Origin of the sequence: Sphingobacterium tabacisoli, assembly GCF_017908035.1 — a bacterium.
GTDB lineage: Bacteria > Bacteroidota > Bacteroidia > Sphingobacteriales > Sphingobacteriaceae > Sphingobacterium > Sphingobacterium tabacisoli.
In genome coordinates, this window is record NZ_JAEQMU010000002.1 from 448,746 (window position 1) to 474,818 (window position 26,073).

Sequence of the window (26,073 nt, forward strand, 5' to 3'; positions counted from 1 at the left end):
GAAAAAATAGAAGTAAATTTTAAAGTAACACTTGTATAATTTTAACAGGAAATGGAAAATAAGAGAATCAATGGTAATGATTTACTAGCGATAGGTTATAAAGAGAATCATGCGATGGGGGTAGCACTGAAGATTAATAAGAGGCGATTAGGTTTTACGCGTGAACAGATGTTAGCCAATTTTAAAGCGGTATTAACGGATCCAAACGAATTTTTGACGGACGAAGTATTCAAGCCATTGGCTGAAGTGTTATTACTACAGGATAGTATCATGGACGAATGTATTCCCTTACGTGATGAATCCTTAGCCTATAGGGTGTTTGGAGAAGAACATATTGAGGCAGGAGCAAGAAAACAGATGGATATAGCCATGCGATTGCCTGTTACTGTTACGGGAGCGCTTATGCCGGATGCTCATCAGGGGTATGGCCTACCTATCGGGGGTGTGTTGGCTACTGATAATGCAGTGATACCATATGGAGTAGGGGTAGATATCGGTTGCCGTATGGCTTTATCTGTATTTGATATCCCGGCGACTTATATTGAGGAATATAAAGATAGATTGGAGGAATTGATTATGAAGCACACGCGTTTTGGAGCTGGTAACGGATATCTGAAGCACGAGCGTGTAGATCATAGTGTCTTAGATAGTTCTGTTTTTGAGTCCAATGCTTTTGTTCGGGCCTTGAAAGATAAGGCTTGGACGCAATTAGGTTCTTCGGGCGGGGGGAATCACTTCGTTGAATTTGGGGTAATGGAGTTTGCAGATTCAGATCCAGCTTTAGGGGTAGAAAAAGGGAAATATCTAGCGTTGTTGACACATTCTGGATCGCGTGGATTAGGTGCGACTATCGCAGGACATTATACAAAGCTAGCAAAGCAATTGTGTAAGCTTCCCTATCAGGCAGAGAATCTGGCTTATCTTGATTTGAATTCGGCAGAGGGACAAGAATACTGGTTGGCGATGAACCTGGCAGGAGATTATGCTTCTGCCTGTCACGAGGTAATCCATGATAAGATTAGACTTGCATTGGGAGCTGCTCTCTTGACGAAGATTGAGAACCACCATAATTTTGCCTGGAAAGAACAGTATAATGGAACAGAGGTAATTGTGCACCGTAAAGGGGCAACACCAGCAGGTAAAGGGGTAATGGGAATTATTCCTGGCTCTATGGCTACTCCAGGTTTTTTAGTCCGCGGTAAAGGTGAAGAGGCCGCTGTTAACTCAGCTTCTCATGGTGCCGGACGATTGATGAGCCGTACACAGGCTATTAAGACGTTGTCTGCAGTGGAATTGAAGATGATGCTTGCTGATAATGGGGTGCGTTTGTTGGGAGCGGGAATGGATGAAGCACCAATGGCATACAAAGATATCCATACGGTAATGGCCGCTCAAACTGGATTGGTGGATGTGGTAGCTACTTTTTTACCTAAGATTGTTCGTATGGCAGACGATGGTTCTCGAGAAGATTAGGGTATTCGATTGGCTATATAAAATAAGGGTTGCAACTCGTTGCAACCCTTATCCAGAAAATTGATATAGGTATAAAGTTATTTTATTTAAGCTGTATTTTTACAAATCCCGTTAGTGTTCCACCTTCTTTTACTTCAAACGATTTCGTAGCGGTATTGGTAGCGTAGTTATACTCGTAGTACGCATTTGCTCCTGAAGAAACAGCACCTCTTAATAATACTTTATTATCAACCTCTACCACAGCTAGGGCCGCACCAGGATTGATTCCAGTTGGTATACCTTCAATCTCTTTAAAGGATTTTTTAGTGACATCTACGACGTGGAATTTCCAGATGTCTTTGCTGTTTATATTTCCAGTTGGCCCTCCAGTTAACGGATCTGTATTTAAGACGAGAATTAGCTGGCCGTTTTTAGCATGCACCCCCACAAACTTGCCATCATCTGCTGCTCTGAAATCGGAGAAGCGCAGTGTCCAGTCTTTGTCAATATCGGTTTCGTTGGCTTTTATACGGACTATTTTGGATTTTCCTCCAAGTCCCTGTGCATGCGTTCCCTGGGTTACGATATAAAGGTCCCCATTGGTGTCAAAATCGTACATCGGATTATCGTTGATATAGGCAATACCTCCTGTGTTTTCTATTTTTATGGTTTTTTCGTGTTTGCCCGTAGCTATATCTATGACCGCTATGTAGACGTCAGGAAAATAGTCGTCAAAAAATCCAGCTTGAGTCGTATTCAGTTTGCCATAGGTGATGTTCGCAAATAACTTGCCTCCTTTTATGGCAAGAAACTTTTGGCCTATGGATTTAAATTTGATGCCATTGACATCACTTTCTTTGATGTTTGCATTCACCACTTGAGCAAGGTCTATGGAACCTGTATTTCTCATTTCAGCAGGGCTGAATTTTTGGATATTCAGAGGTTCTGCAGCATCCCAATAAAAACCAGATGTTTCATTTTGTATTACAAAATTTCCCGTTCCATTATATTTAGCGGCTTCGGTTTGGTTTTTGGAAGAAATGAATTTCCCTACAGTAACTTTTCCGTTAGGAGCAATTTCAATTTTTTCGATACCTTGAGCGGCATCACTGCTACGCACCATTTTAAAGATCCAGTTGCCGTAGGGTCTCCAGCCTGCCATACCTTTGACGCCTTGTAGAGTCTTTTCTCCTGTAACATTGGAGATTGTCCCGCTCGGGTATTGATCAAATGCCGATATGTAGCCGCCACCATTGGGTTGGTTGCGATCACTGACCGTCATTACGACGTATTTAGATTGCGATTGTTCTTCAGGGTCGGGATCAGAAGTTTTGTCGCTTTTACAGGCTCCAAAAAATAGAGTCGTTGACAATAGTCCTAATACAAAATTAAAACCGATCTTATTCATGATATTAACTTTTAAATGATTTTATGTAATAATTTATTTTGACATGCACACTTCGTCCAGGTCGCTGTATTTTATAGTAATCGTATAATTTAGCATCCATAAGATTTTTGACTTCGGCACTCAGTGACCATTTTGATGAAGGGAAGACGTAATTGAAGCCGACATTCATTAAACTCTGATCAGGAACTAAGTCTTTTGTGTCGACTTTGGAGCTACCTGTGAGCCCCAAAAAACCATCTGCTTCTTTGTCTTTCGGAATATGGACTAGATAAAACTCACGGATGAAGTTATAATGGATATAAGGTTTGATTGCATCATTTTTTGCAAATACATTTTGGAAATTAGCCTTCAAGCCAATATTGCTAAAAAAATAAGGGGTATTGGTAAGACGAGTACCCTCGATCCATTTATACAATGGTACACCGATGTCAACCATACGGAGATCCTGCCAGGTTGCATTTCCCGTAATTTCAAAATGTTTAAACAATCTATAGGACAGGTCTATATCAAAACCATAGCCTTGTATGCTGTCTAGATTCTTGTACTGTGAGAATGGCGTCTGTATAGGTGTCAAGAGTATCATCCCTTTGGTACGGCGGTAGAAGGTTCCTACTTCTGTCGCAAAGTTTTCTGTAGCGTAGCGATAACCTAAGTTGGCATTAAAACTCCGCTCTGGTTTGAGGTCAAAATTAGGAGCTCTGGTATCATTATCCCCAAACAATTCCTCTTGGAGGGGGAGGCGATTGGTAAGCTCGACAGAAGCTCTTAGGAAGCTCCTATTATTGATCTGATATTTGACTGCATTTCCAAATCCCCAACTCTGATCAGATACTGACTTATACTTATTTAAGTCAGTGTCGTTGCTTAGAAATGCATTGATTCCCTTTGATGTAAAAGAAAAATGTTTAATAAACAGTTGGTTTGTTAGTCTTTTGTTAAACCAATTGGATTCCCAAGATAAACCTAGTATTGATTTTTGATAGGTCGCCTCTTTGCTCAATACATCTATATCAGTTCCCGTGAAGCGGAACCCTAGGGGATCACTTCCCCGACGTGTATTACGATTGAGTATAAAGTTGGTATGAATCTGATGTTGCGGGGTGATATGGAAAGATAGTGCCGTTCTACTAATTATATTTTTATAATCTATGCTCGCTAAAGAAGGGTTTGGACTTTCTCCAACGGAGGTTCCTGGCGTAAATTTTCCATACCAGTCAAAAGTGCCTTTTACGGTGTCGGTTCTGTGGCGATTGGTGCTACTGTAGGAAACAAATTGGTCTAAGTCGATGCGGTTATCCCAAAAGGATTTTTTATAACGGATAGAAGGGACGATCCCTTTGTTGTTGAGTTTGATTGCGCCATAGGGATTCGTCATTAATGCGGGATGCTGGGATTGTCTGTCTATTTGGTAAAGAGCTATGGACAAGCGTAATTCATCAGCCCATTTTTTGTTTTTAATACCAGCATAAGCTTCTGTAAAATAGTGTTTGTAAGCATTATGGAAGAGTTTTACCCGCGCTGGTTTTAGATTTGCATTCTCGTCTACAGTCTCGATATCAACCTGGTAGTCGTTGTCAGAATAATTAACAAAAGCATCTATGCCAGCAAACCAATTGTTCCGAAACTGTTGCTGTCCCGACAGATTGATTAGGTGGGTGTTAAATGAGCCTACCTCATAAGAAGCCTGAAATGTTTTTTTATGATTTTGGTTGGTCACTAGATTGACAGCTCCTCCCAGAGCATCGCCACCTAGATTTATGGGGACCACTCCTTTATAGATTTCGACATGTTCCAATTGATTGATAGGAACATTGTTGATGCCATAGCCACCACCGAGGTATTCTAATGGGATTCCATCACGAAAATATTGCACTGCATTTCCTTGGAAGCCGTTTATAGATACATCCACTTGATTGCCGACTCCGCCACTTTGTCTAATTCGTATGCCCGGTGCCCTGTTCATTATTTCTGCCAGTGAAGTCGGTTGTTCGGCAGCAGCTTTTGTATCTATTACAATACTCCGTATAGGTTCTTCTCTAAGTTTTTGTATTTGTGTTTTTCCGCGAACCTCAACTTGGTCTATTGTATTTTCCTTAGGGTAGAGTATTATTTCTAGGAAGACTTTCTTAGCGTTATCCATATCTAGGGTATCCATATGAGGGACATATCCGATTGCAGATATTCGAATAATCTGTCTTCCTTTTATTGCTTTTGTGCTGTTGAAGGAACCATCCGAACGTGATAGGATAGTCTGATCAGCTATTTTTATAGTCGCCTCCGCAATAGGACGACCGTCCTGTTGTATAACACGACCTTGTATCCTATCATTTGATTGGGCGAAGAGTAAATTTGTTAAGCAGTATGAAAACAGCAAAAAAGCAAAGCTATAACTATAGCGCATATCTTTTCTAGTAATAAATTGAAAACAGTGCAAATATAAGTCTTTATTTAGATTAAATGTAAATAAAGGAATTGTTATTTAGAATATTTCTATTCTAAGAGGTGGGGGGAGAAAATTTGTATGTCTTTGATGGTTTAGGTATTTTAGGAAATAATAGAAGTAAAAGTGTATTACTGTTGGGATCTAATAGGGCGAGTAAGGAGGAATTGTTTTTTTTAAAAACTGTTAATTATGCGGATTGGCTTTTTGTTTTCAAAAATTTTACTGGGTGTTTTACTGACTTTGTTTGTGAGTGGTGCCGTTGCGCGCCCTAAGCTTCCTTATTTGGTGGTATCTGATATGGATGTCGACAAAACGTTTGAGCATCTACAATCTTTTTTATTGGAAAAGGATTATTTTATTCAATCTATAGATAGTCGACAAAGGTTTGTACAGATACGATTTATTTTGAAACCGAAAGCTTGGACAAAGCTGGACCGGCGCTATACCGTCAATTTTTTTGTTCAAGTCAACGACGAAAAGAATAGTAAAATCAGGTTACAGATTAATAGGGAAGTTTTGCAATCAACAGGTAGAGCAAATGACAATTGGAGTTATTATTATAGGGATGAAGGGATGCTTAAAGCGGATGATAAACTCTACGACGAACTGATTATAGAACTCAAGCAGTACTATGATTCACTCTAAATTGAGAATTGTTTTATTCTATACCTTGTGAAAGGTATCTAGCGATGATTGCTAAAAGAATGCCTGCTGTATGTCCCCGGACTGGCATGATCTCCCTCCTTAAAATCAAAAGTTACGTAGTTTACTCCTGTTTGTTCCGTCAGGGTGAATGTAGCTAAGGCGATATAGGCCTGAGCTCCTGTGGATCCCATTTGCTGGGTCAGTACTTCGGAGTGTTCTATTTTCACTTTTATCGTATCTGCTCCTTGTCTTACAAGAGTTAAAGTGACTTTTCCTTGGTATGTTTTATTGATTATGTTTATAGCTTCTGTTGCGGTAAGGGTATTACTGCGATTGGAGTCAAGTCGAATTAAAGTATCAGCATTGTAATCATAGCTCCATATGGGGGAATCATCGACAGGGAGGCTATCCGTATTTGAATAGGACTCATTTTTTTGTTCTGATTTTCGGTCTGAAGTGTTTTGATTAGGATTGTTACAAGCTAAAAATAACATACATGACAGTATGTAAGCTATTTTTGATAAAGCGGGATATTGCATGATTATTTTTTTGATAGTTACTCGTCATTAATAACGAGGTAAGCATGCTTAAAGGTATATAAAAATAAAATGAATTTACTTTTTATAAGGTTTGCGAAAAAGTTGTTACTGCAAAAATAAAAAATTTCGTGTATATTGTTGTGCAGACATTGTGTCGCATAAGGATAGATGTGTGTATGCTTTTAAACCAATCTTTTTATGGGAATGATATTATCCGATGCCGTACTTCTTGATATTTTGAGCTATTCCTCTTCTGAAGCTGTTGCTGTCTACGACAATGATGATCTACGAGTTCGATTTGTTAATAAAAAGATGTTGTCTTATTGGGGAAGGAAGGAGTCTTCTGTAGGACGGGGTTTATACGTTGAAAACGAGGTTGTTATCAGTGCGTCGTTTGTTCGGAAGGCCAAGGAGGTCTGGAGAACAGGATTGCCTTTTATTGGCAGTGATATGCCTATGGAGGTTTATCTAGGTGGGAAAGTGGAAACCTGCTATTTTGATATGGAATTAAGGCCATTCTTGGATACAGCAGGTAATACTTATGCATTGTTGCACTGTGGTACGATAAGTGCCGCGGTGAAAAGGGAAGGGAAGGGCAATGGGGAGATCGAGAAGCGGGTTTTAGAAGATCTTTTCGATACCACGACAGATGTAGCTCGACTGACTCAAGCTAATATTGAGACTATTAGGTCTTTGTTTGCTAACTATGAGGATGAAGTTCAACTGAAAGAAATGGCTAAATCCATTTTGTCGAGAATAATCGTGCGTGAAGAGCAGCTGGATATGGCGTTAAAGGCGGCTAATTTTGGCACTTGGACTTTATATTTTGATAGCAATAGGTTGCATTGGGATGAGATTACACAATCGCTTCTTGGCTTTGAAGGTGTAGAAAGTTTGGATGTGTCTGTCGCTATGGAGGCTGTAGTCCCAAATGATCGAAAGTCTATTGCAGATATTATTGAAAATGCAAAACGTCCGGGCAACGGAGGGGAATATGAGATTTTATTTCGTGTGAATAAGGTGAAAGCTAGCCCTATGCGGTGGATCAACAGTAAGGGGAAAGTGTTCTTTGATCAAAATGGAATTCCTTTGTGGCTGATAGGTGTATCTCGGGATGTGACGGATAGTATGCTCCAACAGGAGCAAATTACAACCTATCATCATATAATTGCTCAGAAGGAAAAAGAACTTCGTATGGTGATTGATGCGGCGGGAATAGGTACATTCAGCATTTCTAAAAACATGGATGAGATTTGGTTCAATGAACATGCCCAAAAGCAATTTGGATTTGAATTGGGATCTTCTTTAGGTTTTAAACAATTTCTGTCCTGCTTTTCGGATAAATACCGTAAACCGTTGCATGAAGCATTTTTTCAACTGGTTTCGAATAATGTACCTATGGATATGCTGTGTGAGATTGAAAATGTGGAAACTAAGGCTGGTATATGGATACGGCTTGTGGCTATACAGTATCTTGATGCAAAACAGACCTATATACAGGGGATTCTGATTGATTTGACACAGGCGAAAGAAGAGATGCAACGTAAGCTGGACTTTATTAGTATTGCTAGTCATGAACTTAAAACTCCGTTGACAACTATTTTAACATTTTTACAGCTCTTGTCGAAACGATACCATCAATTTGAGGAATCAAAGAAAATTGAGATGCTGGGCCAGGCGTTGGATCAGGGAGGGCGTATGAAAAATCTTATTGAGGGCTTTTTGAATGTCTCCAAACTTCAGAACGGACAATTGGAACTGGATAAATCTGTATTTAATTTTTGTGATCTAATGGAAAAGATTAAGGCGATGTATGAGGTTATTCAACCTAATAATAAGCTTTATTTTAATACCTCCAGCTGTTTTCTGGTGAATGCCGATATGCACAAAGTGGAGGGAGTAATTCTTAATTTTATCAATAATGCGATCAAGTATACTCCTGTGGAGAGTTCGGTGTATGTGACCACATTTATTGAAGGAGCACAGTGTGGTATTACTGTAACGGATCAGGGGTTAGGTATACCTATTAAGGACCAACCTTATATATTTGATAAGTTTTATCGAGTGAATCAAAAAGGAGGGGAACGGATTCAGGGTTTTGGGATTGGCTTATATATATCTGCAGAAATCGTCAAACAGCATGGTGGACAAATTGGCCTTAGAAGTACCTACGGCAAAGGTGCTGAATTCTGGTTTTCACTGCCTGTGCACCGCGTAATAGACAAAATATCGTATGATGTGGGAGATGTAAACTAAAATAGAAAAAAAGGGAGCTTCGGTGGTTTTGTGAAGCTCCCTTTTTTTTATTCCAACCGTTTTAGACGGAATAACAACTGCTGAATGGTTTCTTGAGCATCATCTATTATGGATTGGGAGAAGGTTTCTGGAAACAGAGATTCTCTCGTGCTCTCGATATGTGCATAATATTGCTCGATGTGCTTGATATGATCTGTTGGACGCTTGGTTTCTGGTATGATTATATCCAGTGTTCCCTTTAAAGCAAATGTGGTTTCCACCAATCTATCTGTAATATCTATAAGAGAATCAATAGCCTGGTCTAGGGATATATGTGTTTCATAGCTCCCTTTGCCGGTAATCGACCAATGGATTAATTTTAGCGAATTGCGGAATGCAACTAGTTCTGCTAGGAAATTAGCTACTTCTTTGTTGTTTGATTTTGTACTTGCCATTTTTTACGTGTTTTATACTTAATTGAACTAAAAGATTGTGTACGGAGAACAGGCAAAACTATTTTTTGTTTTTTAAAGGAGAACTATCTTTCTATTATGTCTGTTTTTTTTGATAAAAAACCTAGTTATTTAGAATCATTTTAAATATATCTTGCATTTTATTTAGAACTTATCTAAATTAGCGGCGCTATGTCTAAGAAGATGCATAAAATATATGTCCATATTGATAATAATTGCTCCAGCTTTATCGGTGAGGCATTGTATCTGGTCGGAACTTTTAATAATTGGTCCCCTGATCATCTTTATGTCGGTGAGATACCTGAGAAGGGTAAATCTATAACTGTTGTACTCCCTGAAGTAAAAGAAGGAGACTTGGAGTTGAAAATGAGTCGAGGCAGTTGGGAAAGTCTTTCTACTTCGGGAGGAGGAAGATTAGAAGGAGCTCATATGACAACTGTTAGCGCTGATTCGGAGGTGTTTTTGACGATTGAAAGTTGGCGGGATCTCTTCCCAAAGTCTACGGCGAGTAAACAGGTACATGTATTGGCTGAAGATTTTTACTTTCCGAAATTGAACGTTTATAAGAAAGTCTGGATATATCTTCCTCAAAACTATTTAAAGGATGATAGGCACTATCCAGTGATTTATATGCACGACGGACAGCATCTATTTGATGAGGCGACATCAACAGGAAGGGCTGGACCTATAGAGTGGATGGTAGACGAAACAATAGACGGTGCTATTACGCCTTCTATTGTTGTAGCAGTAGCTCACGATCAAGATTATGAAGTGAGGAAGGAGGAGTATATGGTGCATGCGGGGGAGGAGCTATCGACTGCTAAGGGATGGTGGTATCTTGATGACCTCGTCCATCGCCTCAAGCCTTATGTGGATCGGCAGTATAGAACACTTATGGACCCTTTAAACACGGCTTTGGTAGGGAGTTCCTTAGGGGGACTTGTTTCTATCTATGCTGGTCTGAAGTATCCGCAAGTCTTTGGCGTCATAGGTGCTTTTTCACCATCTATATGGATGGATGAGGAGAATCTTTATGCTTATGCCAGTAAGGAGTTGTTTAGTGGAGAGGATAAGTATAGGGGGCAAGAACTGTACTTCTACGTTGGTGGTAGAGAAATAAAACGACGTGTAGGAGCGAATGAGGTTAATATGGGCGAGGATCTAGCACGTTATCACATCTGGTTGGAACAACATTATAAGGGGAAATTAAGTCTGGCTATAAATTCTGAGGGAAAACATGGCGCAATATATTGGCAAAGTGCGTTTCGGAGATTCTATACCCATTGGGAAAATAAAATAAATTCTTTCAAGCATAAAAACATACAATATGAATGTAAGTAAACTAAAACAATTGAATGGCTATCCGTCGAAGACTTTATTGTTGGTCTCTGGTTTATTGCTGGGTAGTATGACTTCTTCGGCTCAGGAGGTGGAGAAATCTTCACGTGCCGGTACAGGTGTCTATGAAGCTGTAATCAGCAAAAAAGATGGACATATCTACGTTACAGGAGCTGGTTCTAGAACCGCACCAGGCGGAGCTATCTATAAAATAAATCCGAGCAGTCTTGCTATCGTAGATAGTATCAGTCTCAAAGATAATCCTCCATTTGGAATTGGCATTAATAATAAAACCCAGACAGCCTATACTACTAATACGCGAACAAATTCGGTCAGTGCGGTCGATTTGAAGACTGGGAAAGTATTGGCAACGATAGTCAATGGAGCGGATAAATCACATACCCGAGAGGTATTGGTTGATGAGGTTAATAATCTGATCTATGTGTCTGATGTGGGGGACCCAAGCAGTATATGGGTTATAGATGGTAAGACCAATAAATACCTTCACTCTATAGAGAATCTTGGAAAGACAGCTACTGGTATGAGTTTCTTAAACGGTACAGATAAAATTTTCTTAACTGTCATCGGAGAGAATGCTATTTATGTAGTGGATACAAAAAGTAAACAAGTCGAAGCTAAGTTTGCTTCAGGCGGAGAAGGTCCAGTAAATATTACAACAGATGGCGAAAGGCTATTTGTTGCGAATCAGAAATCTGGTACTGTAACTGTTTTAGACGGACAGGGAACTCTACTACAGAGTATTCCGACAGGAGCGGGTGCTATTGGTATCGCTTATGATGCGGTTAAACAACGTATCTATTCTGCAAACCGTCAAACGGGAACTACAACAGTCATTGATGCGAAAACATTAGCTGTATTGGGTGATTTTGAAACGGGGTCTCACCCTAATCATGTGAAAGTGGATCCTGTATCGGGAGCAGCTTTCGTGATCAATAAAGCCAAGGGTGGTAAGCCTGTAGAAGGTCAGCCTATAGTGGTTGATACCAATGGAGATACTATTACGAGGTTAAATTAATAATAGGTCTGCTATAATGCCGCAGGAAGCTTTGATAGGTGTCAAAGTTCCCTGCGGCTTGTCTGTTTTATGTAGTGTGAGCTGTAGAATATAATGTACTATAGACATATAATTGAAAGATTTGAGTTTTTTAAAGAATAGTTTTGTTGCCTGGGCCTGTGCGCTAATCATATTGCTTGTATTGATATGGTTTTCTCTTTTTACAGGGGTCAAGGATGTACGTTTTTGGGATTTGTTTGGAGACGGGGATAAATTGGTTTTTTTTGTGGTTAGCCGTATCCCGCGGACCTTAGCGCTGATCCTTGTTGGCTCGGGTGTCAGCATTGCGGGATTTGTCCTACAGCAACTATCCCAGAATAGATTTGTTTCTCCCACGACTTCGGGAGCGTTGGAGGCTGCAAAGATGGGTATATTGACTGCCTTGATTTTTATACCTAACTCTTCGTTGTTTGTACGGATGTTATTTGCATTAGGATTCACCTTTTTGACCTCTTTTCTCTTTATATTTTTTGTACATAAAGTTAAATTGAGAAGTACTGTTTTTATTCCATTGATAGGGTTGATGTTTGGTAGTATTTTGAGCGCTGTATCAACCTTTTTTGCATACAAACACGGAATTGTCCAGAATACACAGGAATGGCTTTTAGGTGATTTTTCATCGGTTATGCAGGGGCAATATGAAGCTGTATTTTTAGTCTTACCGGCAGTAGCGATTATCTATTTGTATGCAGATAAGATAACTATTGCGGGGATGGGCGAGAGTTTTGCCAAGAGTCTAGGCCTATCGTATGAGGCGATCGTTTATCTGGGCTTATTTGTCGTATCCATGGTGGTTAGTTCGTCGGTCGTTACAGTTGGGGCAATTCCTTTTTTGGGGCTCATTGTTCCGAATGTGGTGAGTATGATTGTTGGGGATAATTTTCGGAGGACACTTCCCTTAATTGCGTATGTGGGTGCTGTTTTTTTATTGATTTGTGATTTAATGGGCAGGCTTATCGTTTATCCTTATGAGGTACCTATAGGGATGATTGTTGGTGTTATCGGCAGTGTTGTGTTCTTGGTTTTGATTTTAAAGCGGAAATAGTGGGAGCAAAGTTTAAGTTTTTGATAATAGTGGCGTTGTTGCTCCTGGTCGGAGGATCTTTTATACTTTATGGTGTAGAGCTGACGAATAGTTATTCGATTGAAAAACGCTCTATTCGTTTGTTGAGCATGCTTGTGGTTGGCATTAGTGTGGCTTGTTCGTCGATTATTTTTCAGACTATTACCGCAAATAGAATTTTAACCCCTTCAATTATGGGGTATGAAGCCGTTTTTATTCTTTTTCAGACATTGATCGTTTTTTTGTACGGTGACAAGGCGTTCAAAGTAATCAGCCAACAGGAGAACTTTTTTTATGCTATTCTTTTTATGTTAGGTTTTTCCCTGTTGCTGTATTTTCTGCTATTTGGTAAGAACCGGAGAAGCATGTATTATCTACTGCTTACGGGAATGGTTCTGGGAACGTTGTTTATGACCTTAAGCCAGTTTTTGCATGTGCTGATCGACCCAAACGAATTTTCTATTGTACAGAACTTTATGTTTGTGTCATTTGCTAAGATGAATACCAAACTCTTAAGTGTAGCAGGGATAACGATGCTTGTGGCTTTGATCTATACCGGATGGAATGCAAGATACCTTGATGTAATGGCATTGGGACGGGATCAGGCAATAAGTTTGGGGGTAGACTATGATAAGATGGTTAGGCGTTTTCTATTTGTCATTTCTCTTTTGGTATCTGTTTCTACAGCTTTGGTCGGTCCGATTACGTTTTTAGGGATTTTGGTTACCAATTTGACTTATGAGTTATTCAGGACACGTAAACATCGTTGCATGTTGGTGATATCTAGTTTGGTGGCTTGTCTTACACTGATTCTTGGTCAATTTTTAGTAGAGCATGTTCTACAGTTTTCTACGACAGTCAGTATTATTATAAATTTTATGGGTGGGGTATATTTTATGTATTTATTATGGATAACACGGAAAAGAATAAGTTAGAGTTTGAAACAATAGCTAAATATTATGGCAAAAAAGAGGTGTTGAAAGATGTCTCGGGGAGTATTGCCAATAGGAAAATTACTTCGTTAATTGGACCCAACGGAGCGGGTAAAAGTACATTGTTGTCTATTATCAGTCGATTGATAAAGCAGGATGGTGGGACGGTTAGTTTTCTGGACAAGGAATTGTCCACTTATAAAGGAACAGACCTTGCGAAGAAACTTTCTATACTAAAGCAGTCCAATCATCTGGACTTGAAATTGACCGTGCGAGATCTGGTGTCTTTTGGTCGATTCCCTTATAGTAAGGGGAAATTAAGTGCTTTTGATGAGCAAAAAATCGATGAAGCCATTGCGTTTTCTGATTTAATGAATTTGCAGAATACGTATATCGATGAATTGAGCGGAGGACAGCGACAACGTGCTTTCATTTCGATGATTATTGCTCAAGATACCGATTTTATATTGTTGGATGAGCCTCTTAATAATCTAGATATGAAACACGCAGTACATGTTATGAAGACATTGCGTCGTTTGGTGGATGAACTGGGGAAGACGGTGGTCATTGTGATTCATGAGATCAACTTTGCGGCTCAGTATTCGGATCGGATTGTGGCGCTGAAAGATGGGAATATCTGTTATGATGATGAAACGGCCAAAGTTATCGATCCAGTAGTCCTCAAAGATATATTTGATATAGAGTTTGATATTATTGAGAGAAATGATAAAAAGATTTGTAATTATTTTAATCTATGAAGATGAGTATACGTATGATGGTAGGAAACCTAGGTAAGATAACAATGTGTGGTTTGTTGTTTTTAAGTGCGATTGCCTGTCAATCCAATTCAAGCAACGAGAAATCGGAGGGGGGGGCAGATAGCTTAATCACAGTACATCATAAATATGGCGATATCGCAGTAGCTGTGAAGCCAGAACGGGTCGTGGTATTGGATATCGGTGCATTGGAAACGATGAAAGAGTTGGGCTTGGTTCCAACAGGAGTCCCGAAGAAATTTTTGCCGGATTACCTTTCAGATTATCGTGATAATCCATCTATCACTGATGTAGGGTCCGTTATTGAACCGAATTTTGAGGCCATCTCCGCATTGAAACCAAATTTGATTTTTATATCGACAAGACAGGAACGTTTTTATGAAGAGTTGAGCGAAATAGCCCCGACGGTCTTTGTCGGAACAGATAATAAAAATTACCTATCCTCTTTTGAGGCGAATGTTCAGATGATTGCTTCTATTTTTTCAGAAGCGGCATTAGCAACTATTAAGCTTGACTCCTTGAAACATAGGATCGAGACCGCTCAGGCAAAATTTAAAGATGATCCGAATAAAGCGTTGTTCTTGATTTATAACAACGGTAAATTCAGCGCATTCGGTAAAGGTTCTCGATTTGGTTTTATCCACGATGTATTGGGGATAAAGCCTGTCTTGGATCTAGAAGATGAATCGGTACATGGTCAGCGTGTTTCTAATGAGCTTATTGCTGAGGCTAATCCGGACTATCTATTTATTGTAGACCGAAATGCCGCTGTACTGGGGAAGACAGCTAGTCGGGAAGAGGTGGAAAATAAGCTGATTAAAATGACTAATGCCTATAAGAATAAGAAGATGTTCTACCTGGACCCTAATGTTTGGTTTATTTCAGGTGGAGGCTTAACCTCTATCAATTTGATGGTAGATGATATTGTTCAATTAATTCAATAATAGTATGGAAAAGACAGTTATCGCAAGACATATATTTAAGGTAACAGCTAAAGAGTACATTACGCCACATTATATCCGCGTGCGGTTAAAAGCGGATGAGGATACTGATTTTGGGAAATGTACCTTAGGAGCGAATAATAAGATTTTTATTCCACCAACTGGAACGAAGGAAGTTCAATTTGCTACATTCGATAGTGAACGGGGAGAATGGGTAATGCCCGATGAAAATCTAACACCACTGGTACGTACATATACACATCGTGCATTTGATACGGACACTAACGAGGTGACCATTGATTTTGTCAATCATGGAGACAATGGGCCAGCTTCGGCTTGGGCGAGAAATGCCGTAAAATCTGATCAGTTGGGAATAGCAATGAAAGTGAGAGAGACCAAGCATTATACGGAAGCGGATTGGTATTTCCTAATTGGAGATGCAACTGCAATACCCGTTATCTGTTGTATTTTGGAAAGCCTCCCTGCCGATGCTAAAGGGTATTGTATAGTGGAGGTTCCTAGTGAAGCAGATATTCACCCAGAAGTAAAGCATAAAGGGTTTGAGGTGGAGTGGCTGATTAATGCTCATCCTGAGCAAGGTAGTGCAATTGCAGAACGGGCGAAAGCGGTAGTTTTGCCTACTGAAGGTTCTAGATTTGCTTATGTCGCTTGCGAATACAGCTCTGTACGTTCATTGCGTTCTTATTTTAAAGAAGACCTGGGATGGAGTAATCGCGATTATTACGCATTCTCCTATTGGAAAGCTGGTGTGGCAGAAGACAAGTCTGCCGCTGACCGACAGGAAGAAAAAACGAAGTAATGTTACATAGCCCTCTAACTTTTTAATAGAATGTGGAGGGCTATGTTAACTTGTGTGTATTTAATGGTTTTTTTACACAGTTTTAACAAAAAAGCTTCCTCTTAACACGTACTTAATATTGGGTTAAACTTCTCTTTATATTAAAGTGTCACTTTTGTGGTAATGAAGAGAATCAGACCTATTGGTTTAACCTATTTGGGACTCGTGGTACTGACTGTTGTTTACAGTTGTACGTCCAAAGATCATTCCATAAAGATGAAAGGCTCGGATACCGAGGTTAACCTAGCTGTTAATCTAGCCGAGAAATTCACCGCGATTGATCCTAGTTTTAGTATTGCCATATCAGGCGGTGGATCCGGTTTAGGGATTACATCGTTATTGAATGGGCAGGCTGATATTGCCAATTCCTCACGGCCTCTTTCTGGAGAGGAAATCGAACAGTTTAAAAAGAAGGATATTGCACTGAAAACCGTCGTTTTCGCTGAAGATGCTACGGCCTTTATCGTCCACAAGGATTTACCTTTGGAAGAATTGGATCTAGAAACTCTTGCTAAAATTCTAGATGGTACCATTAAGAACTGGAATGAATTGACACCTGTGAATCTTCCTATTAATATCTATGGGCGTCAAAGCAGTTCGGGGACTTATTCTTTTGTGAAGAAGAAACTGAAGATTGAGTTTTCGGCGGCTGCAAAGGAAATGACTGGTAATGCACAGATTATTGAAGGGGTAAAGGTAGATAAATCTGGTGTTGGTTACATTGGAGCAGGATATGTAGGGGATGAGCCAGAAACGAAGCAAGGTATTCGATTAATTAAGATAAAGGAAACTCCTACAGCTGTTGCTTATTCTCCCAACGATATCGAAGCAATCAATAACAGTCTGTACTTTTTTCAACGTCCGTTATACCAGTTTGTTGTCGCTAGCTCCTGGGAAAAGGTTCGGCCTTTTATCGAATTTGAGCAAAGTGATAAAGGTAAAGAGATCATAAAGGACCATGGTTATTATATTAAGGATTAGTAGAGATATCTCCATAAAGAAATAATTCAGACACAGATGAAGTTTAAAACGCGATTGTCTTTGGATGTAGCATTCAAATATATTTTTAAAATCACAGGACTCCTTGTGTTGGCGGCATTGGGAGGAATATTAGCCATGTTGGTGTACAATTCATTCTCTTTCTTTTTGGATGTGAAGCCACTGGATTTTATTACAGGGTTGGAATGGAACCCGACAGGAAAGACTCCAAAGTATGGTATGCTACCGCTTATTCTCAGTACTACATTGGTCACCTTTGGGGCGATGGTAATCGCTATACCATTGGGGATCGGTACTGCAGCATTTATAGCAGAATATGCTAGTCCTAAATTGAAGAATATCCTGAAACCAGTGATTGAAATGTTGGCTGCGGTTCCCTCTGTAGTAATTGGTTTCCTAGGAATTGTATTGGTCGGTCCCGGGTTGGCAAATGTTGCGAATTTGCCGAATGGCTTGAACGCACTCAATGGAGCTATCTTGCTTGCAGTAATGGCTTTGCCAACTATTATTACGGTTGCGGAAGATGCTATTCATGCTGTCCCTAAGACGTATAAGGAGGCTAGTTATGGTGTCGGAGCTACTAAATGGCAGACCTTATGCCGAGTTGTTATTCCTGCGGCAGCACCGGGTATTATCGCGGCAGTAATGCTAGGAGTAGGGCGTGCTATAGGCGAGACAATGACGGTGTTGATGGCTACGGGAAATGCTTCGTTACTACCTGAGGGAATGTTTGATTCAGTAAAGACGATGACAGCTACGATCGCTATTGAGATGGGGGAAGTACCTTATCAGACCACCCATTATTTTGCACTTTACGCCATTGCTACGGTATTGTTCTTCATGACACTGATAGCGAATTTGGTGGGCGAATTTTTTATTAACCGTTTTAGAAAGTATCATGCAGCGTAGGAAGTTTAATTTTACATCAATCATCGAGTGGGGTACGCTGTTGCTCAGTACGGGATTAGTATGTTTCTTTTTGGTTATTATTCTTTGGGAGATTGTATCTAAAGGTGCGGGATCCTTATCTTGGGAGTTTATAGCGGAGGTGCCGCGTGAAGGAATGACTAAAGGTGGTATCTTAACCCCTATAATTGGTACGGTATTGTTGACGTTGCTTACCGCTTTGTTTTCTATTCCTTTTGGTGTGTGCTGTGCTATCTACTTGAATGAATATGCAGAGGATAACTGGTTGACGCGTATTATACGTGCTGCCATACGTAATTTGTCGGGAGTTCCTTCTATTATATACGGTTTGTTTGGATTAGCTTTATTTGTACAGGCATTACAGTTTGGTACTTCTATGCTATCGGCAGGCTTGACCTTAGGGCTACTTTCCTTACCTTATATTATTACGACTACGGAGGAGGCTTTGATGCGTATTCCGGCTAGTACGCGCGAAGCAGCTCTTGCTGTAGGAGCTACTAAGTTTGAAACTATAAAAGATGTGGTATTGCCATCGGCTATGTCCGGTATTTTGACCGGTGTTGTTCTTACATTGTCCAGGGCGGCGGGAGAAACAGCACCTATTCTATTTACGGGAGCGGCGTTCTATATCAACGGAGTAGGAGGTGCTATTGATAATGAGTTCATGGCTTTGCCTTATCACCTTTATATGCTTTCTACGCAACATCAGTCCATTGAAGAGGTACGTCCTATCGCTTACGGTACGGCTCTAGTATTAATTATTGTTGTCTTCTTGCTGAATCTGACAGCTTTCTATATACGTTACAAATACAGGAAAAATGAAAACTAAATTATCTGCAGAAAATCTAGAGATAAGTTTCGGAACAAAAGAGGTGTTGAAAAAGATTAACGTTTCTTTTAACGAGCATGAAATCACAGCATTAATAGGTCCATCCGGCTGCGGTAAGAGTACTTTATTGCGTAGTTTTAACCGTATGCACGATCTTTCTCCTGATGCCAAAATTACGGGATCACTTAAATTGGAAAATTTAGACCTCTATGATCGCGCTATTCCTGTTACAGAGATAAGAAAACGGATAGGTATGGTTTTCCAGAAAGCGAACCCGTTTCCCAAGAGTATATATGAAAATATCGCTTATGGATTGAAGATTAATAACTTGCCTCATGGTAAGGATGTGATTGAAAAAGCACTGAGGGAAGCCTTTTTATGGGATGAGGTGAAGAATGATCTGAAGATGCCTGCTACACGTCTTTCAGGTGGACAGCAACAACGCTTGTGTATTGCTAGGGCTGTAGCTTTGCGTCCGGAGGTTATCTTAATGGACGAACCCTGCTCTGCGCTGGACCCTGTGAGTACATTGAAGATTGAAGAGCTGATTTCTCATCTGAAGGAAAAATATACTATCGTGATCGTAACACATAATATGCAACAGGCTCAACGGATTGCTGATAAGACCGTCTTTATGTATCTAGGGGAAGTGAAAGAAGAAGGGGAGACCAGTCAGATATTTAATGCACCTAAGAACGAGATGACATTGAATTATATCAATGGTAACTTTGGTTAAATTGTTTGTTTTAATTCTGTTGCTTCCGTATGAAAAGCAACAGAATTAAAGTATTATAGACTGATGCCTCTCTTCCAAGGTATAAAGTCATCCTGTTGTAGTTGTACGGCTTTGGGCACTATCTCTCCGCTAGCGGTCTTGATACATAGTTCAAGGATGTCTTCCCCCATTTCCTGTATTGATTTTTGACCTGAGATAACACCGCCTGTACTAAAGTCTATGATATCTTTCATACGGGTAGCCACTTGGTCATTGGTTGCAATTTTCAACGTCGGACATATAGGGTTTCCTGTAGGGGTTCCTAGTCCTGTGGTAAATAGTATTAATGTGGCTCCAGATGCCGTTTTTCCTGTTGTAGCTTCGACATCATTACCAGGAGTACACACGAGGTTCAGTCCAGTATGAGTTATGGGTTCGGTGTAATCTAGCACATCTACGATCGGGGAGTTACCTCCTTTCTTTGCAGCCCCATTACTTTTCATCGCATCCGTAATCAAGCCATCTTTTATATTTCCAGGGGAAGGATTCATATGGAATCCAGAACCTATTTTCTCTGCGGCCTGTCCATAGCTTTCCATAAGTTTGACAAACTTATCTGCATGTTCTGGATTACGCATTCTATCTAACAGCTGTTGTTCGACACCACAGAGTTCGGGAAATTCGGCCAGTAGGACGGAGCCTCCTAAGCCAACCAATAAATCAGAGGTGTACCCGATAGAAGGGTTTGCGGATATTCCACTAAAACCATCAGATCCACCACACTTGACGCCTAAGACGAGTTTGCTGAGTGGTGCCTCCTGACGCTCTATTTTATTCGCCTCAATGAGCGCATTGAACGTACCAGTCATCGCTTTTTCTAAGAGCATCGTTTCTGTTCCTACTGCCTGTTGCTCAAAATGTAATATGGGTTTGTCTAGCGTAGGATTCCTTTGTTTTAGTTCGTCTAACAATAGCTGCAGCTGTAGGTTTTCACAGCCTAACCCTAATATGGTAGCTCCTGCTACGTTTGGATGATCGATGTATGCTGCTAATAGCTTGCCGAGTATTTGGGCATCTTCGCGGGTTCCTCCACAGCCACCTTCGTGTCTCAGAAATTTGATTCCATCGATATTCTTAAAAAGCCGTCTCTCTGTAGGTCTACTAGGGTTATCTAGGGTAAATTCACTTAATGTCTGACCATTATTGTAGGCGTCTACAAGATGCGCTACGTAATCCTTGTAAGGATTACTGATACTATAGCCTAGATTTTCGAGCATGGCTTCTTTGAGAATATCTAGGTTTCTGTTTTCACAGAATACTGTGGGAATAAACAACCAATAGTTTGCTGTTCCAACTCGGCCATCGGTGCGGTGATAACCTTTGAAAGTCCTGTTTTTGAAACGGGATAAATCAGGTGCTTCCCATTGATGGCGATATCCTTGATAGCTGTACGGACTACTGGCATGAACAGTATTAGATGTATTGATAAGTTGACCGCAATGCATACTTTGGGAGACCGATCCGACGACCTCTCCGTACATATATATAAGTCCTCCTGTTTGTAAGTCTTCTGCTAGGAACTTGTGTTTTGCTGGAATTTTCTCGGTTACGGTATATGTTTTGTCATTTATAGCGATAGATGCTCCTGCTTCTAATTCTTGTAATGCAATAATCACATTGTCTTTTGGATGTAGTTGTAGTGCTTTCATAAACGTTGCATGATTTGATGTATTGATACTGTTTCCAATTGTTGGAGATGCTGTTTTATCGCGGGAGCCCAAGACGGCCAAATCATAAGGTCTGTCCCCCAGATGGTTTTATTGGATAAGAATTCTTCTATTTTGTCAAAATTTAGATTTTTAAACTCATCAGCTAGGCTTTTGTCTTCTAACAGATGTATGTGTGTTTTCATCAGAAAAAGGTAGGCTGCAAATCCGAAGCTTATATATTGAGGAGCTTGCTCTTGAAATGCATACCAGTAGGATAACAGGGGTAGTACCCGGCTTTTTATTTTAGCATGGTAGTTTTGTGCAATACTGTTCCATTGATGTTCTATGAAGGGGTTTTTTAGCCGATCGATAATACTTTCCGAAAAAAGCTTTATATCGTTATGTTGTATGCCTTTTGCTTCAAGAGAAGGTCTGATTTCTTGATGTATAAGTTGGTTAATGAATCGTTCGTAGTTTGAGTCCATAAGGCTGTCTTTCACAAAGCGATGTTGTGCTAGGAGTGCTGCGGCTGCAGTCAAAGTATGTGCGCCATTAAGTATCCTTAGTTTGATCTCTCGCACTGATGCTATGGATGGTAAGATGAAGGTATATGGGGAGGAGCCTATAAAAGAAAGCTCTTGTTGTACATAATTATCTTTACTTTCTATGGCCCAAAGGAAATATGGTTCTGCTGCGATAGCTAATTTATCGGTGTAGGAAGACTCTTCCAGTGTAATTGCTCCAGGTACAATACGGTCAACTAATGTATTGCAGAAATAAACATGGGTATCTAACCATTGGATAAATGCGGTTGGTAAGCTGTGACCTGTAGCTAGTTTTCTTACGATTTGTGCTAGTTTGACCGCATTGTCATCTATTAGCTCTGTGGGGAGTACGATAGCTTTTGATTCGTCTGTAGCTCCCAAGTGCTGAAAACGTGCATAGAGATAGCTTGTCAATTTGCCAGGAAAGCTTTTCGGTGGAAAAGCAAAGAGGTCATCTTCTACATCCACAATTCCTTTCTCGGTCGTGTTAGATATGATGATATTTATTTGTTTGTTTTGGGCATGCTCGAGAATAGTATTCCATGAAGAGTTGGCATCGAGTATGTCATTTAAGCAGGTAATTATTTGTTGCGTTGTTGTTTCTTTATTGTTTTGGATACCAGCAGTACATAGAGTGTAGAGTCCATCTTGTTTTAAAAATGGTTCTATACTTCCTGTTTGAGTCGATTTGATCATTACAATTCCACCATTGAATGTGCCTGACCGATTGGCTTCTTCGATACAAAATGCAGGTAGGGCACGTAGCAGTACGCCTGTGCCAAATAGTAAGACACGAGTAGGTCGTTTAGGAGAGGAAAGGTGCTCCTGATCTACTTGATTGCTGATTTTGGGAAGATTTTCTCTGTTTAAATGCATGGCTTAATGAACTTGATTACCGCTGGATATTAAAGTAATTGTTGCAATTCTATCCTTTTTTTAACAGTTAAAGAAGTAAATTAATCGGTAGCGTTATCGGAACTATATTTGGCCATTTGATTGCAAACCTGAGGAGAATCTTATTTCTTTGAACCTATCGTCTGCATGAAGACGGTATTACTATAACCCTATTTATTATGATGAGAAAAGAACTTTTAACGCGAGTCTTCTCACTTGGATTACTCGCACTTCTTGGGATACTACAGATTAGTCTGGCAATTGCGCAGGACAATGTATCCAGGAAATTCACCGTTATGGACAAGTCCAGTCAGACCGGGCTTGTCGGTGTATCATTAATTAACAAACGTACCAAACAATCTACAGCTACCAATGCTACGGGAGAGGCTAATCTACAAGCTGCCTCGGGGGATCAGATTCAGATCCAGATGGTCGGTTATAAGACCTTGGTGCATATCGTTACATCTGCTCAGGAAGTCCGTGTTGAGCTGGAATCTCAGCAAGAGGCCATATCGGAAGTGGTAGTCACAGCATTGGGTATAAAAAGGGAGACTCGGGGACTCACTTATTCTACGCAACAATTGGCTAGCGATGCGGTAAACAACGTCCGGGATAATAGTGGTAATATTATGACCAATCTGACCGGTAAAGTGGCCGGCGCTACAGTAACTACAGCCTCTACCGGGCCAGGAGGTGCGGCACGGGTCGTGTTACGGGGTAATAAGTCGATTAATGGAAATAATAATGCTTTAGTGGTAGTCGATGGTGTGCCTTATGATAATACGGCCGGCCCTCAGGCGACTGGAACAACACCTAATTATGGTACCAGTGACGGAGCTGCGAATATCAATCCAGACGATATTGAATCCATTAATATTCTAAAAGGACCATCGGCGGCGGCCCTGTATGGGGTAAGGGGAGCGAATGGGGCGATTATTATTACGACAAAGCAAGGACAAGCCGGACGTTATAGTATAGACTATAATGGTAGTGCATCACTAGACCAGGTCAATATGCTGGCTGATTTTCAAAACTCTTACGGACGTGGAAATGGAGGAAAGAAGGGGGTGAATATTGGCGAAAGTTGGGGCGAACAAGGTACTACTTATAAAAATAATGTAAGGGATTTCTATAGAAATGCTGCTACGTTTAATAACAGCATCAGCACTTATGGAGGGACTGAAAAAGTGCAGGGCTATATGTCGTACAGTAATAATAAGATCGGAGGGATATTTCAAGGGAATGACTTGAAACGGAATACTCTGAATCTGCGACTGAATACGGAATTGATTCCAGGTCTTAAGACGGATGTAAAACTTAATTATGTCAATCAGCAGATTGCTAATCGACCTCGATTGGGTGATACAGGGATGCCGATAGAGGCCTATATCATGCCTAGAGATATGGATGACGCAGAATTGAAAGATTTTGAGACAATTGATCCCTCTGATGGTAAACCACTGCGCAAGTATTGGTCGGGTTCTTCTATCTATGATAATCCTTATTGGAGTATAAACCGCACATCTGTCAATGAAGCTCGGGATCGGATTACAGCATTGGGTTCTGTTTCGTATGAACTGACAGACTGGTTGAATGTATTGGGACGTTATTCGTTTGATACATATAAGGATGTGATAGATGGATCATTCTATCATAGTACGGTCTCTTTGGGCGACGTACGTGCTGGAGGTAAATATTATCAAACACATACCCAATATTCGGAACAGAATTTTGATTTCTTGTTGAACGGGAAGCACGAACTGAATGAGGATATTCAATTGAACTATACGGTAGGGACAAGTTTTTTGAAGCGAAAACATAATAGCTTTCAGAATATGGCCAATGGGCTGAGTATCCCGAACCATTTTTCTTTTTTAATGGCCACAACGCCTGAATTTAAGGATATTAAAAACTATGAGCGGCGGCTGAATTCTATTTATGCTAGTGCACAATTGGGTTTTTACAATAATATTTTCTTAGACCTTACTGCACGTAACGACTGGTCGTCTACATTGTCCCCGCCTCATAGTTTCTTTTACCCGTCCGCGGGTCTGTCGGTTGTTTTCCACGAATGGTTGGAACTCCCTGATTGGGTTACTTTTGGAAAAGCTAGAACGTCCTATACGAAAGTTGGAAATGATCCTGACCCTTTACTCTTGGCACAAATATATCAATTTGGCTTGGGTGCTGAAAAGGGATTTGTATTCAGAAGCGCAATCAAATCTATTCCCGACTTAAAACCTGAGGAAACTACCTCCTTTGAGGTCGGATTGGATATGAAATTTTTTAACGATCGGTTGGGATTTGATGCTACTTATTATAAGAGCAATACGGTCAATCAGCTGATGTACATCCCTATGCCTATGGCTAGTGGGTTTAGTAGAGAGTATATCAATGCCGGTGATATCCAAAACAGCGGGTTTGAGATACAATTGACTGCTGTGCCTGTACAAAAGGAGAATTTTAAATGGAATACGGGAATCAACTTTGCGGCCAATACAAGTAAAGTCCTGAAACTACATTCGAAGACGAAGCGCATTGACGTCACAGCTAGTACAAAATATGCTACAGTGGTCGTCAATGAGGGGGGGAAATATGGGGACCTGTATGGACATAAGTGGAAACAGGATCCGGGTACTGGAAAATATGTTGTCGATGCTACGGGCTTGCCAGTTGTAGAAAGTAATCAAAAGTTGGGTAATTTTAACCCTGATGCATTGATTGGTTGGACGAATAGCTTCAATTACAAACGATTTACATTGAATACCCTTATCGATGCACGTATAGGAGGAGAGATTGTATCGGGGACTGCCGCTTATCTAGCTTCTTATGGTGTAGCTGAATTTACAGAGAAGTATAGAGAAGGTGGTTTGATTCTGGATGCCGTACAGGCAGACGGTAGCGCTAATGCAGTGGCTATTACGGCTCAGCAATTATGGCAGAAAGTAGGGCAGAACGGTCGTGATGCCTGGGGCGATTTTTTTGTCTACGACATGACTAATGTCCGTATGCGCGAGCTGGCATTGGCTTACAAATTTGATGTAAGCAAGATTAAGGGATTGCAGGCAGCCCAAGTGTCTCTAACGGCAAGAAATCTGTTTTTCTTCTATCGTGGTAAGTCTAAATTGGATATCCCAGGAATCGGTAAGATCAAAAATCCTATTGACCCTGAAGGGGCGCTGGGATCTGGTAACTATCAAGGCGTGGAAGTTGGTCTTGCGCCAGGGGTGCGTACCTACGGTCTAAATCTTAAACTGACATTTTAATTAAAGAAAC

21 protein-coding genes are annotated in these 26,073 nt (G+C 40.4%); 15 read left to right on the forward strand and 6 right to left on the reverse strand.

Going from position 1 to position 26,073, the window contains the following annotated elements:
• Positions 1–51 precede the first annotated feature (51 nt).
• Positions 52–1,473 carry an RtcB family protein gene (locus tag JKG64_RS12885; RefSeq protein ID WP_210354725.1) on the forward strand — a complete coding sequence of 474 codons (1,422 nt, stop codon included), beginning with the start codon at positions 52–54 and terminating at the stop codon, positions 1,471–1,473.
• 82 nt (positions 1,474–1,555) lie between these two features.
• On the opposite strand, the gene JKG64_RS12890 is transcribed toward JKG64_RS12885, so the two are convergent.
• Positions 1,556–2,860, reverse strand: a complete 1,305-nt coding sequence (locus tag JKG64_RS12890; RefSeq protein ID WP_210354726.1) for a hypothetical protein — start codon at positions 2,858–2,860, stop codon at positions 1,556–1,558.
• Positions 2,861–2,864: 4 nt separating this feature from the next.
• A complete protein-coding gene (locus tag JKG64_RS12895; protein ID WP_210354727.1) occupies positions 2,865–5,261 on the reverse strand; it encodes a TonB-dependent receptor in 2,397 nt (798 codons plus the stop codon).
• Positions 5,262–5,492: 231 nt separating this feature from the next.
• On the opposite strand from JKG64_RS12895, the gene JKG64_RS12900 reads away from it, so the two are divergent.
• Positions 5,493–5,948: a hypothetical protein gene (locus JKG64_RS12900; protein ID WP_021070606.1), complete on the forward strand. Its 456-nt coding sequence runs from the start codon at positions 5,493–5,495 to the stop codon at positions 5,946–5,948.
• 38 nt (positions 5,949–5,986) lie between these two features.
• Here the strand turns inward: JKG64_RS12900 and JKG64_RS12905 are convergent, their stop codons facing one another.
• Positions 5,987–6,442 (reverse strand): hypothetical protein, encoded by a 456-nt coding sequence (locus tag JKG64_RS12905; RefSeq protein ID WP_210354728.1) that lies wholly within the window; start codon positions 6,440–6,442, stop codon positions 5,987–5,989.
• A 243-nt stretch (positions 6,443–6,685) separates the two neighbouring features.
• Between JKG64_RS12905 and JKG64_RS12910 the strand changes: the two genes are divergently transcribed.
• A complete protein-coding gene (locus tag JKG64_RS12910; RefSeq protein ID WP_210354729.1) occupies positions 6,686–8,743 on the forward strand; it encodes a sensor histidine kinase in 2,058 nt (685 codons plus the stop codon).
• 47 nt (positions 8,744–8,790) lie between these two features.
• Here the strand turns inward: JKG64_RS12910 and JKG64_RS12915 are convergent, their stop codons facing one another.
• Positions 8,791–9,177 carry a DUF5856 family protein gene (locus JKG64_RS12915; protein ID WP_210354730.1) on the reverse strand — a complete coding sequence of 129 codons (387 nt, stop codon included), beginning with the start codon at positions 9,175–9,177 and terminating at the stop codon, positions 8,791–8,793.
• A 189-nt stretch (positions 9,178–9,366) separates the two neighbouring features.
• Between JKG64_RS12915 and JKG64_RS12920 the strand changes: the two genes are divergently transcribed.
• The 11 genes from JKG64_RS12920 to pstB all read left to right on the forward strand — a co-directional run bounded on the left by JKG64_RS12920 (position 9,367) and on the right by pstB (position 19,670).
• Positions 9,367–10,536, forward strand: a complete 1,170-nt coding sequence (locus JKG64_RS12920; RefSeq protein ID WP_210354731.1) for an alpha/beta hydrolase — start codon at positions 9,367–9,369, stop codon at positions 10,534–10,536.
• Positions 10,523–11,569, forward strand: coding sequence for a YncE family protein (locus JKG64_RS12925; RefSeq protein WP_246512590.1), 1,047 nt, complete (start codon positions 10,523–10,525; stop codon positions 11,567–11,569). The genes JKG64_RS12920 and JKG64_RS12925 overlap by 14 nt, the downstream gene beginning before the upstream one ends.
• Positions 11,570–11,690: 121 nt before the next feature.
• Complete coding sequence (locus tag JKG64_RS12930; RefSeq protein WP_210354732.1) at positions 11,691–12,653, forward strand: ABC transporter permease; 963 nt, start codon at positions 11,691–11,693, stop codon at positions 12,651–12,653.
• On the forward strand, positions 12,653–13,606 hold the full coding sequence (locus tag JKG64_RS12935; RefSeq protein ID WP_021070599.1) for an iron chelate uptake ABC transporter family permease subunit: 954 nt from the start codon (positions 12,653–12,655) through the stop codon (positions 13,604–13,606). The genes JKG64_RS12930 and JKG64_RS12935 overlap by 1 nt, the downstream gene beginning before the upstream one ends.
• Positions 13,579–14,361 (forward strand): iron ABC transporter ATP-binding protein, encoded by a 783-nt coding sequence (locus JKG64_RS12940; protein WP_210354733.1) that lies wholly within the window; start codon positions 13,579–13,581, stop codon positions 14,359–14,361. Before JKG64_RS12935 ends, JKG64_RS12940 begins: the two co-directional genes overlap by 28 nt.
• Positions 14,358–15,323 (forward strand): siderophore ABC transporter substrate-binding protein, encoded by a 966-nt coding sequence (locus JKG64_RS12945; protein ID WP_246512591.1) that lies wholly within the window; start codon positions 14,358–14,360, stop codon positions 15,321–15,323. Before JKG64_RS12940 ends, JKG64_RS12945 begins: the two co-directional genes overlap by 4 nt.
• 4 nt (positions 15,324–15,327) lie before the next feature.
• Positions 15,328–16,140 carry a siderophore-interacting protein gene (locus tag JKG64_RS12950; protein WP_210354734.1) on the forward strand — a complete coding sequence of 271 codons (813 nt, stop codon included), beginning with the start codon at positions 15,328–15,330 and terminating at the stop codon, positions 16,138–16,140.
• A 162-nt stretch (positions 16,141–16,302) separates the two neighbouring features.
• Positions 16,303–17,160, forward strand: coding sequence for a substrate-binding domain-containing protein (locus JKG64_RS12955; RefSeq protein ID WP_210354735.1), 858 nt, complete (start codon positions 16,303–16,305; stop codon positions 17,158–17,160).
• Between the two features lie 36 nt (positions 17,161–17,196).
• Positions 17,197–18,087: a phosphate ABC transporter permease subunit PstC gene (gene pstC, locus JKG64_RS12960; protein WP_021070594.1), complete on the forward strand. Its 891-nt coding sequence runs from the start codon at positions 17,197–17,199 to the stop codon at positions 18,085–18,087.
• Positions 18,077–18,934, forward strand: a complete 858-nt coding sequence (gene pstA, locus JKG64_RS12965) for a phosphate ABC transporter permease PstA (protein ID WP_021070593.1) — start codon at positions 18,077–18,079, stop codon at positions 18,932–18,934. The genes pstC and pstA overlap by 11 nt, the downstream gene beginning before the upstream one ends.
• Positions 18,924–19,670 carry a phosphate ABC transporter ATP-binding protein PstB gene (gene pstB / locus JKG64_RS12970; RefSeq protein WP_021070592.1) on the forward strand — a complete coding sequence of 249 codons (747 nt, stop codon included), beginning with the start codon at positions 18,924–18,926 and terminating at the stop codon, positions 19,668–19,670. The genes pstA and pstB overlap by 11 nt, the downstream gene beginning before the upstream one ends.
• 53 nt (positions 19,671–19,723) lie before the next feature.
• Here the strand turns inward: pstB and JKG64_RS12975 are convergent, their stop codons facing one another.
• Positions 19,724–21,358 carry a UxaA family hydrolase gene (locus JKG64_RS12975; RefSeq protein ID WP_210354736.1) on the reverse strand — a complete coding sequence of 545 codons (1,635 nt, stop codon included), beginning with the start codon at positions 21,356–21,358 and terminating at the stop codon, positions 19,724–19,726.
• On the reverse strand, positions 21,355–22,779 hold the full coding sequence (locus JKG64_RS12980) for a tagaturonate reductase (protein WP_210354737.1): 1,425 nt from the start codon (positions 22,777–22,779) through the stop codon (positions 21,355–21,357). The genes JKG64_RS12975 and JKG64_RS12980 overlap by 4 nt, the downstream gene beginning before the upstream one ends.
• Before the next feature lie 197 nt (positions 22,780–22,976).
• Here JKG64_RS12980 and JKG64_RS12985 point away from each other — a divergent pair, with 197 nt between their 5' ends.
• Positions 22,977–26,063 (forward strand): SusC/RagA family TonB-linked outer membrane protein, encoded by a 3,087-nt coding sequence (locus JKG64_RS12985; RefSeq protein WP_210354738.1) that lies wholly within the window; start codon positions 22,977–22,979, stop codon positions 26,061–26,063.
• The last annotated feature ends 10 nt before the right edge of the window (positions 26,064–26,073 follow it).

Bases quoted from the DNA above. Each gene is read 5' to 3' on its own strand.
- JKG64_RS12905 (WP_210354728.1), bottom strand. From the start codon at position 6,442: ATGTTATTTTTAGCTTGTAACAATCCTAATCAAAACACTTCAGACCGA.
- JKG64_RS12885 (WP_210354725.1), top strand. From the start codon at position 52: ATGGAAAATAAGAGAATCAATGGTAATGATTTACTAGCGATAGGTTAT.
- JKG64_RS12950 (WP_210354734.1), top strand. From the start codon at position 15,328: ATGGAAAAGACAGTTATCGCAAGACATATATTTAAGGTAACAGCTAAA.
- JKG64_RS12920 (WP_210354731.1), top strand. From the start codon at position 9,367: ATGTCTAAGAAGATGCATAAAATATATGTCCATATTGATAATAATTGC.
- JKG64_RS12915 (WP_210354730.1), bottom strand. From the start codon at position 9,177: ATGGCAAGTACAAAATCAAACAACAAAGAAGTAGCTAATTTCCTAGCA.
- JKG64_RS12940 (WP_210354733.1), top strand. From the start codon at position 13,579: ATGGATAACACGGAAAAGAATAAGTTAGAGTTTGAAACAATAGCTAAA.
- pstA (WP_021070593.1), top strand. From the start codon at position 18,077: ATGCAGCGTAGGAAGTTTAATTTTACATCAATCATCGAGTGGGGTACG.
- JKG64_RS12890 (WP_210354726.1), bottom strand. From the start codon at position 2,860: ATGAATAAGATCGGTTTTAATTTTGTATTAGGACTATTGTCAACGACT.
- JKG64_RS12985 (WP_210354738.1), top strand. From the start codon at position 22,977: ATGATGAGAAAAGAACTTTTAACGCGAGTCTTCTCACTTGGATTACTC.
- pstB (WP_021070592.1), top strand. From the start codon at position 18,924: ATGAAAACTAAATTATCTGCAGAAAATCTAGAGATAAGTTTCGGAACA.
- JKG64_RS12955 (WP_210354735.1), top strand. From the start codon at position 16,303: ATGAAGAGAATCAGACCTATTGGTTTAACCTATTTGGGACTCGTGGTA.
- JKG64_RS12980 (WP_210354737.1), bottom strand. From the start codon at position 22,779: ATGCATTTAAACAGAGAAAATCTTCCCAAAATCAGCAATCAAGTAGAT.
- JKG64_RS12910 (WP_210354729.1), top strand. From the start codon at position 6,686: ATGGGAATGATATTATCCGATGCCGTACTTCTTGATATTTTGAGCTAT.
- JKG64_RS12945 (WP_246512591.1), top strand. From the start codon at position 14,358: ATGAAGATGAGTATACGTATGATGGTAGGAAACCTAGGTAAGATAACA.
- JKG64_RS12975 (WP_210354736.1), bottom strand. From the start codon at position 21,358: ATGAAAGCACTACAACTACATCCAAAAGACAATGTGATTATTGCATTA.
- JKG64_RS12895 (WP_210354727.1), bottom strand. From the start codon at position 5,261: ATGCGCTATAGTTATAGCTTTGCTTTTTTGCTGTTTTCATACTGCTTA.
- JKG64_RS12900 (WP_021070606.1), top strand. From the start codon at position 5,493: ATGCGGATTGGCTTTTTGTTTTCAAAAATTTTACTGGGTGTTTTACTG.
- JKG64_RS12925 (WP_246512590.1), top strand. From the start codon at position 10,523: ATGAATGTAAGTAAACTAAAACAATTGAATGGCTATCCGTCGAAGACT.
- pstC (WP_021070594.1), top strand. From the start codon at position 17,197: ATGAAGTTTAAAACGCGATTGTCTTTGGATGTAGCATTCAAATATATT.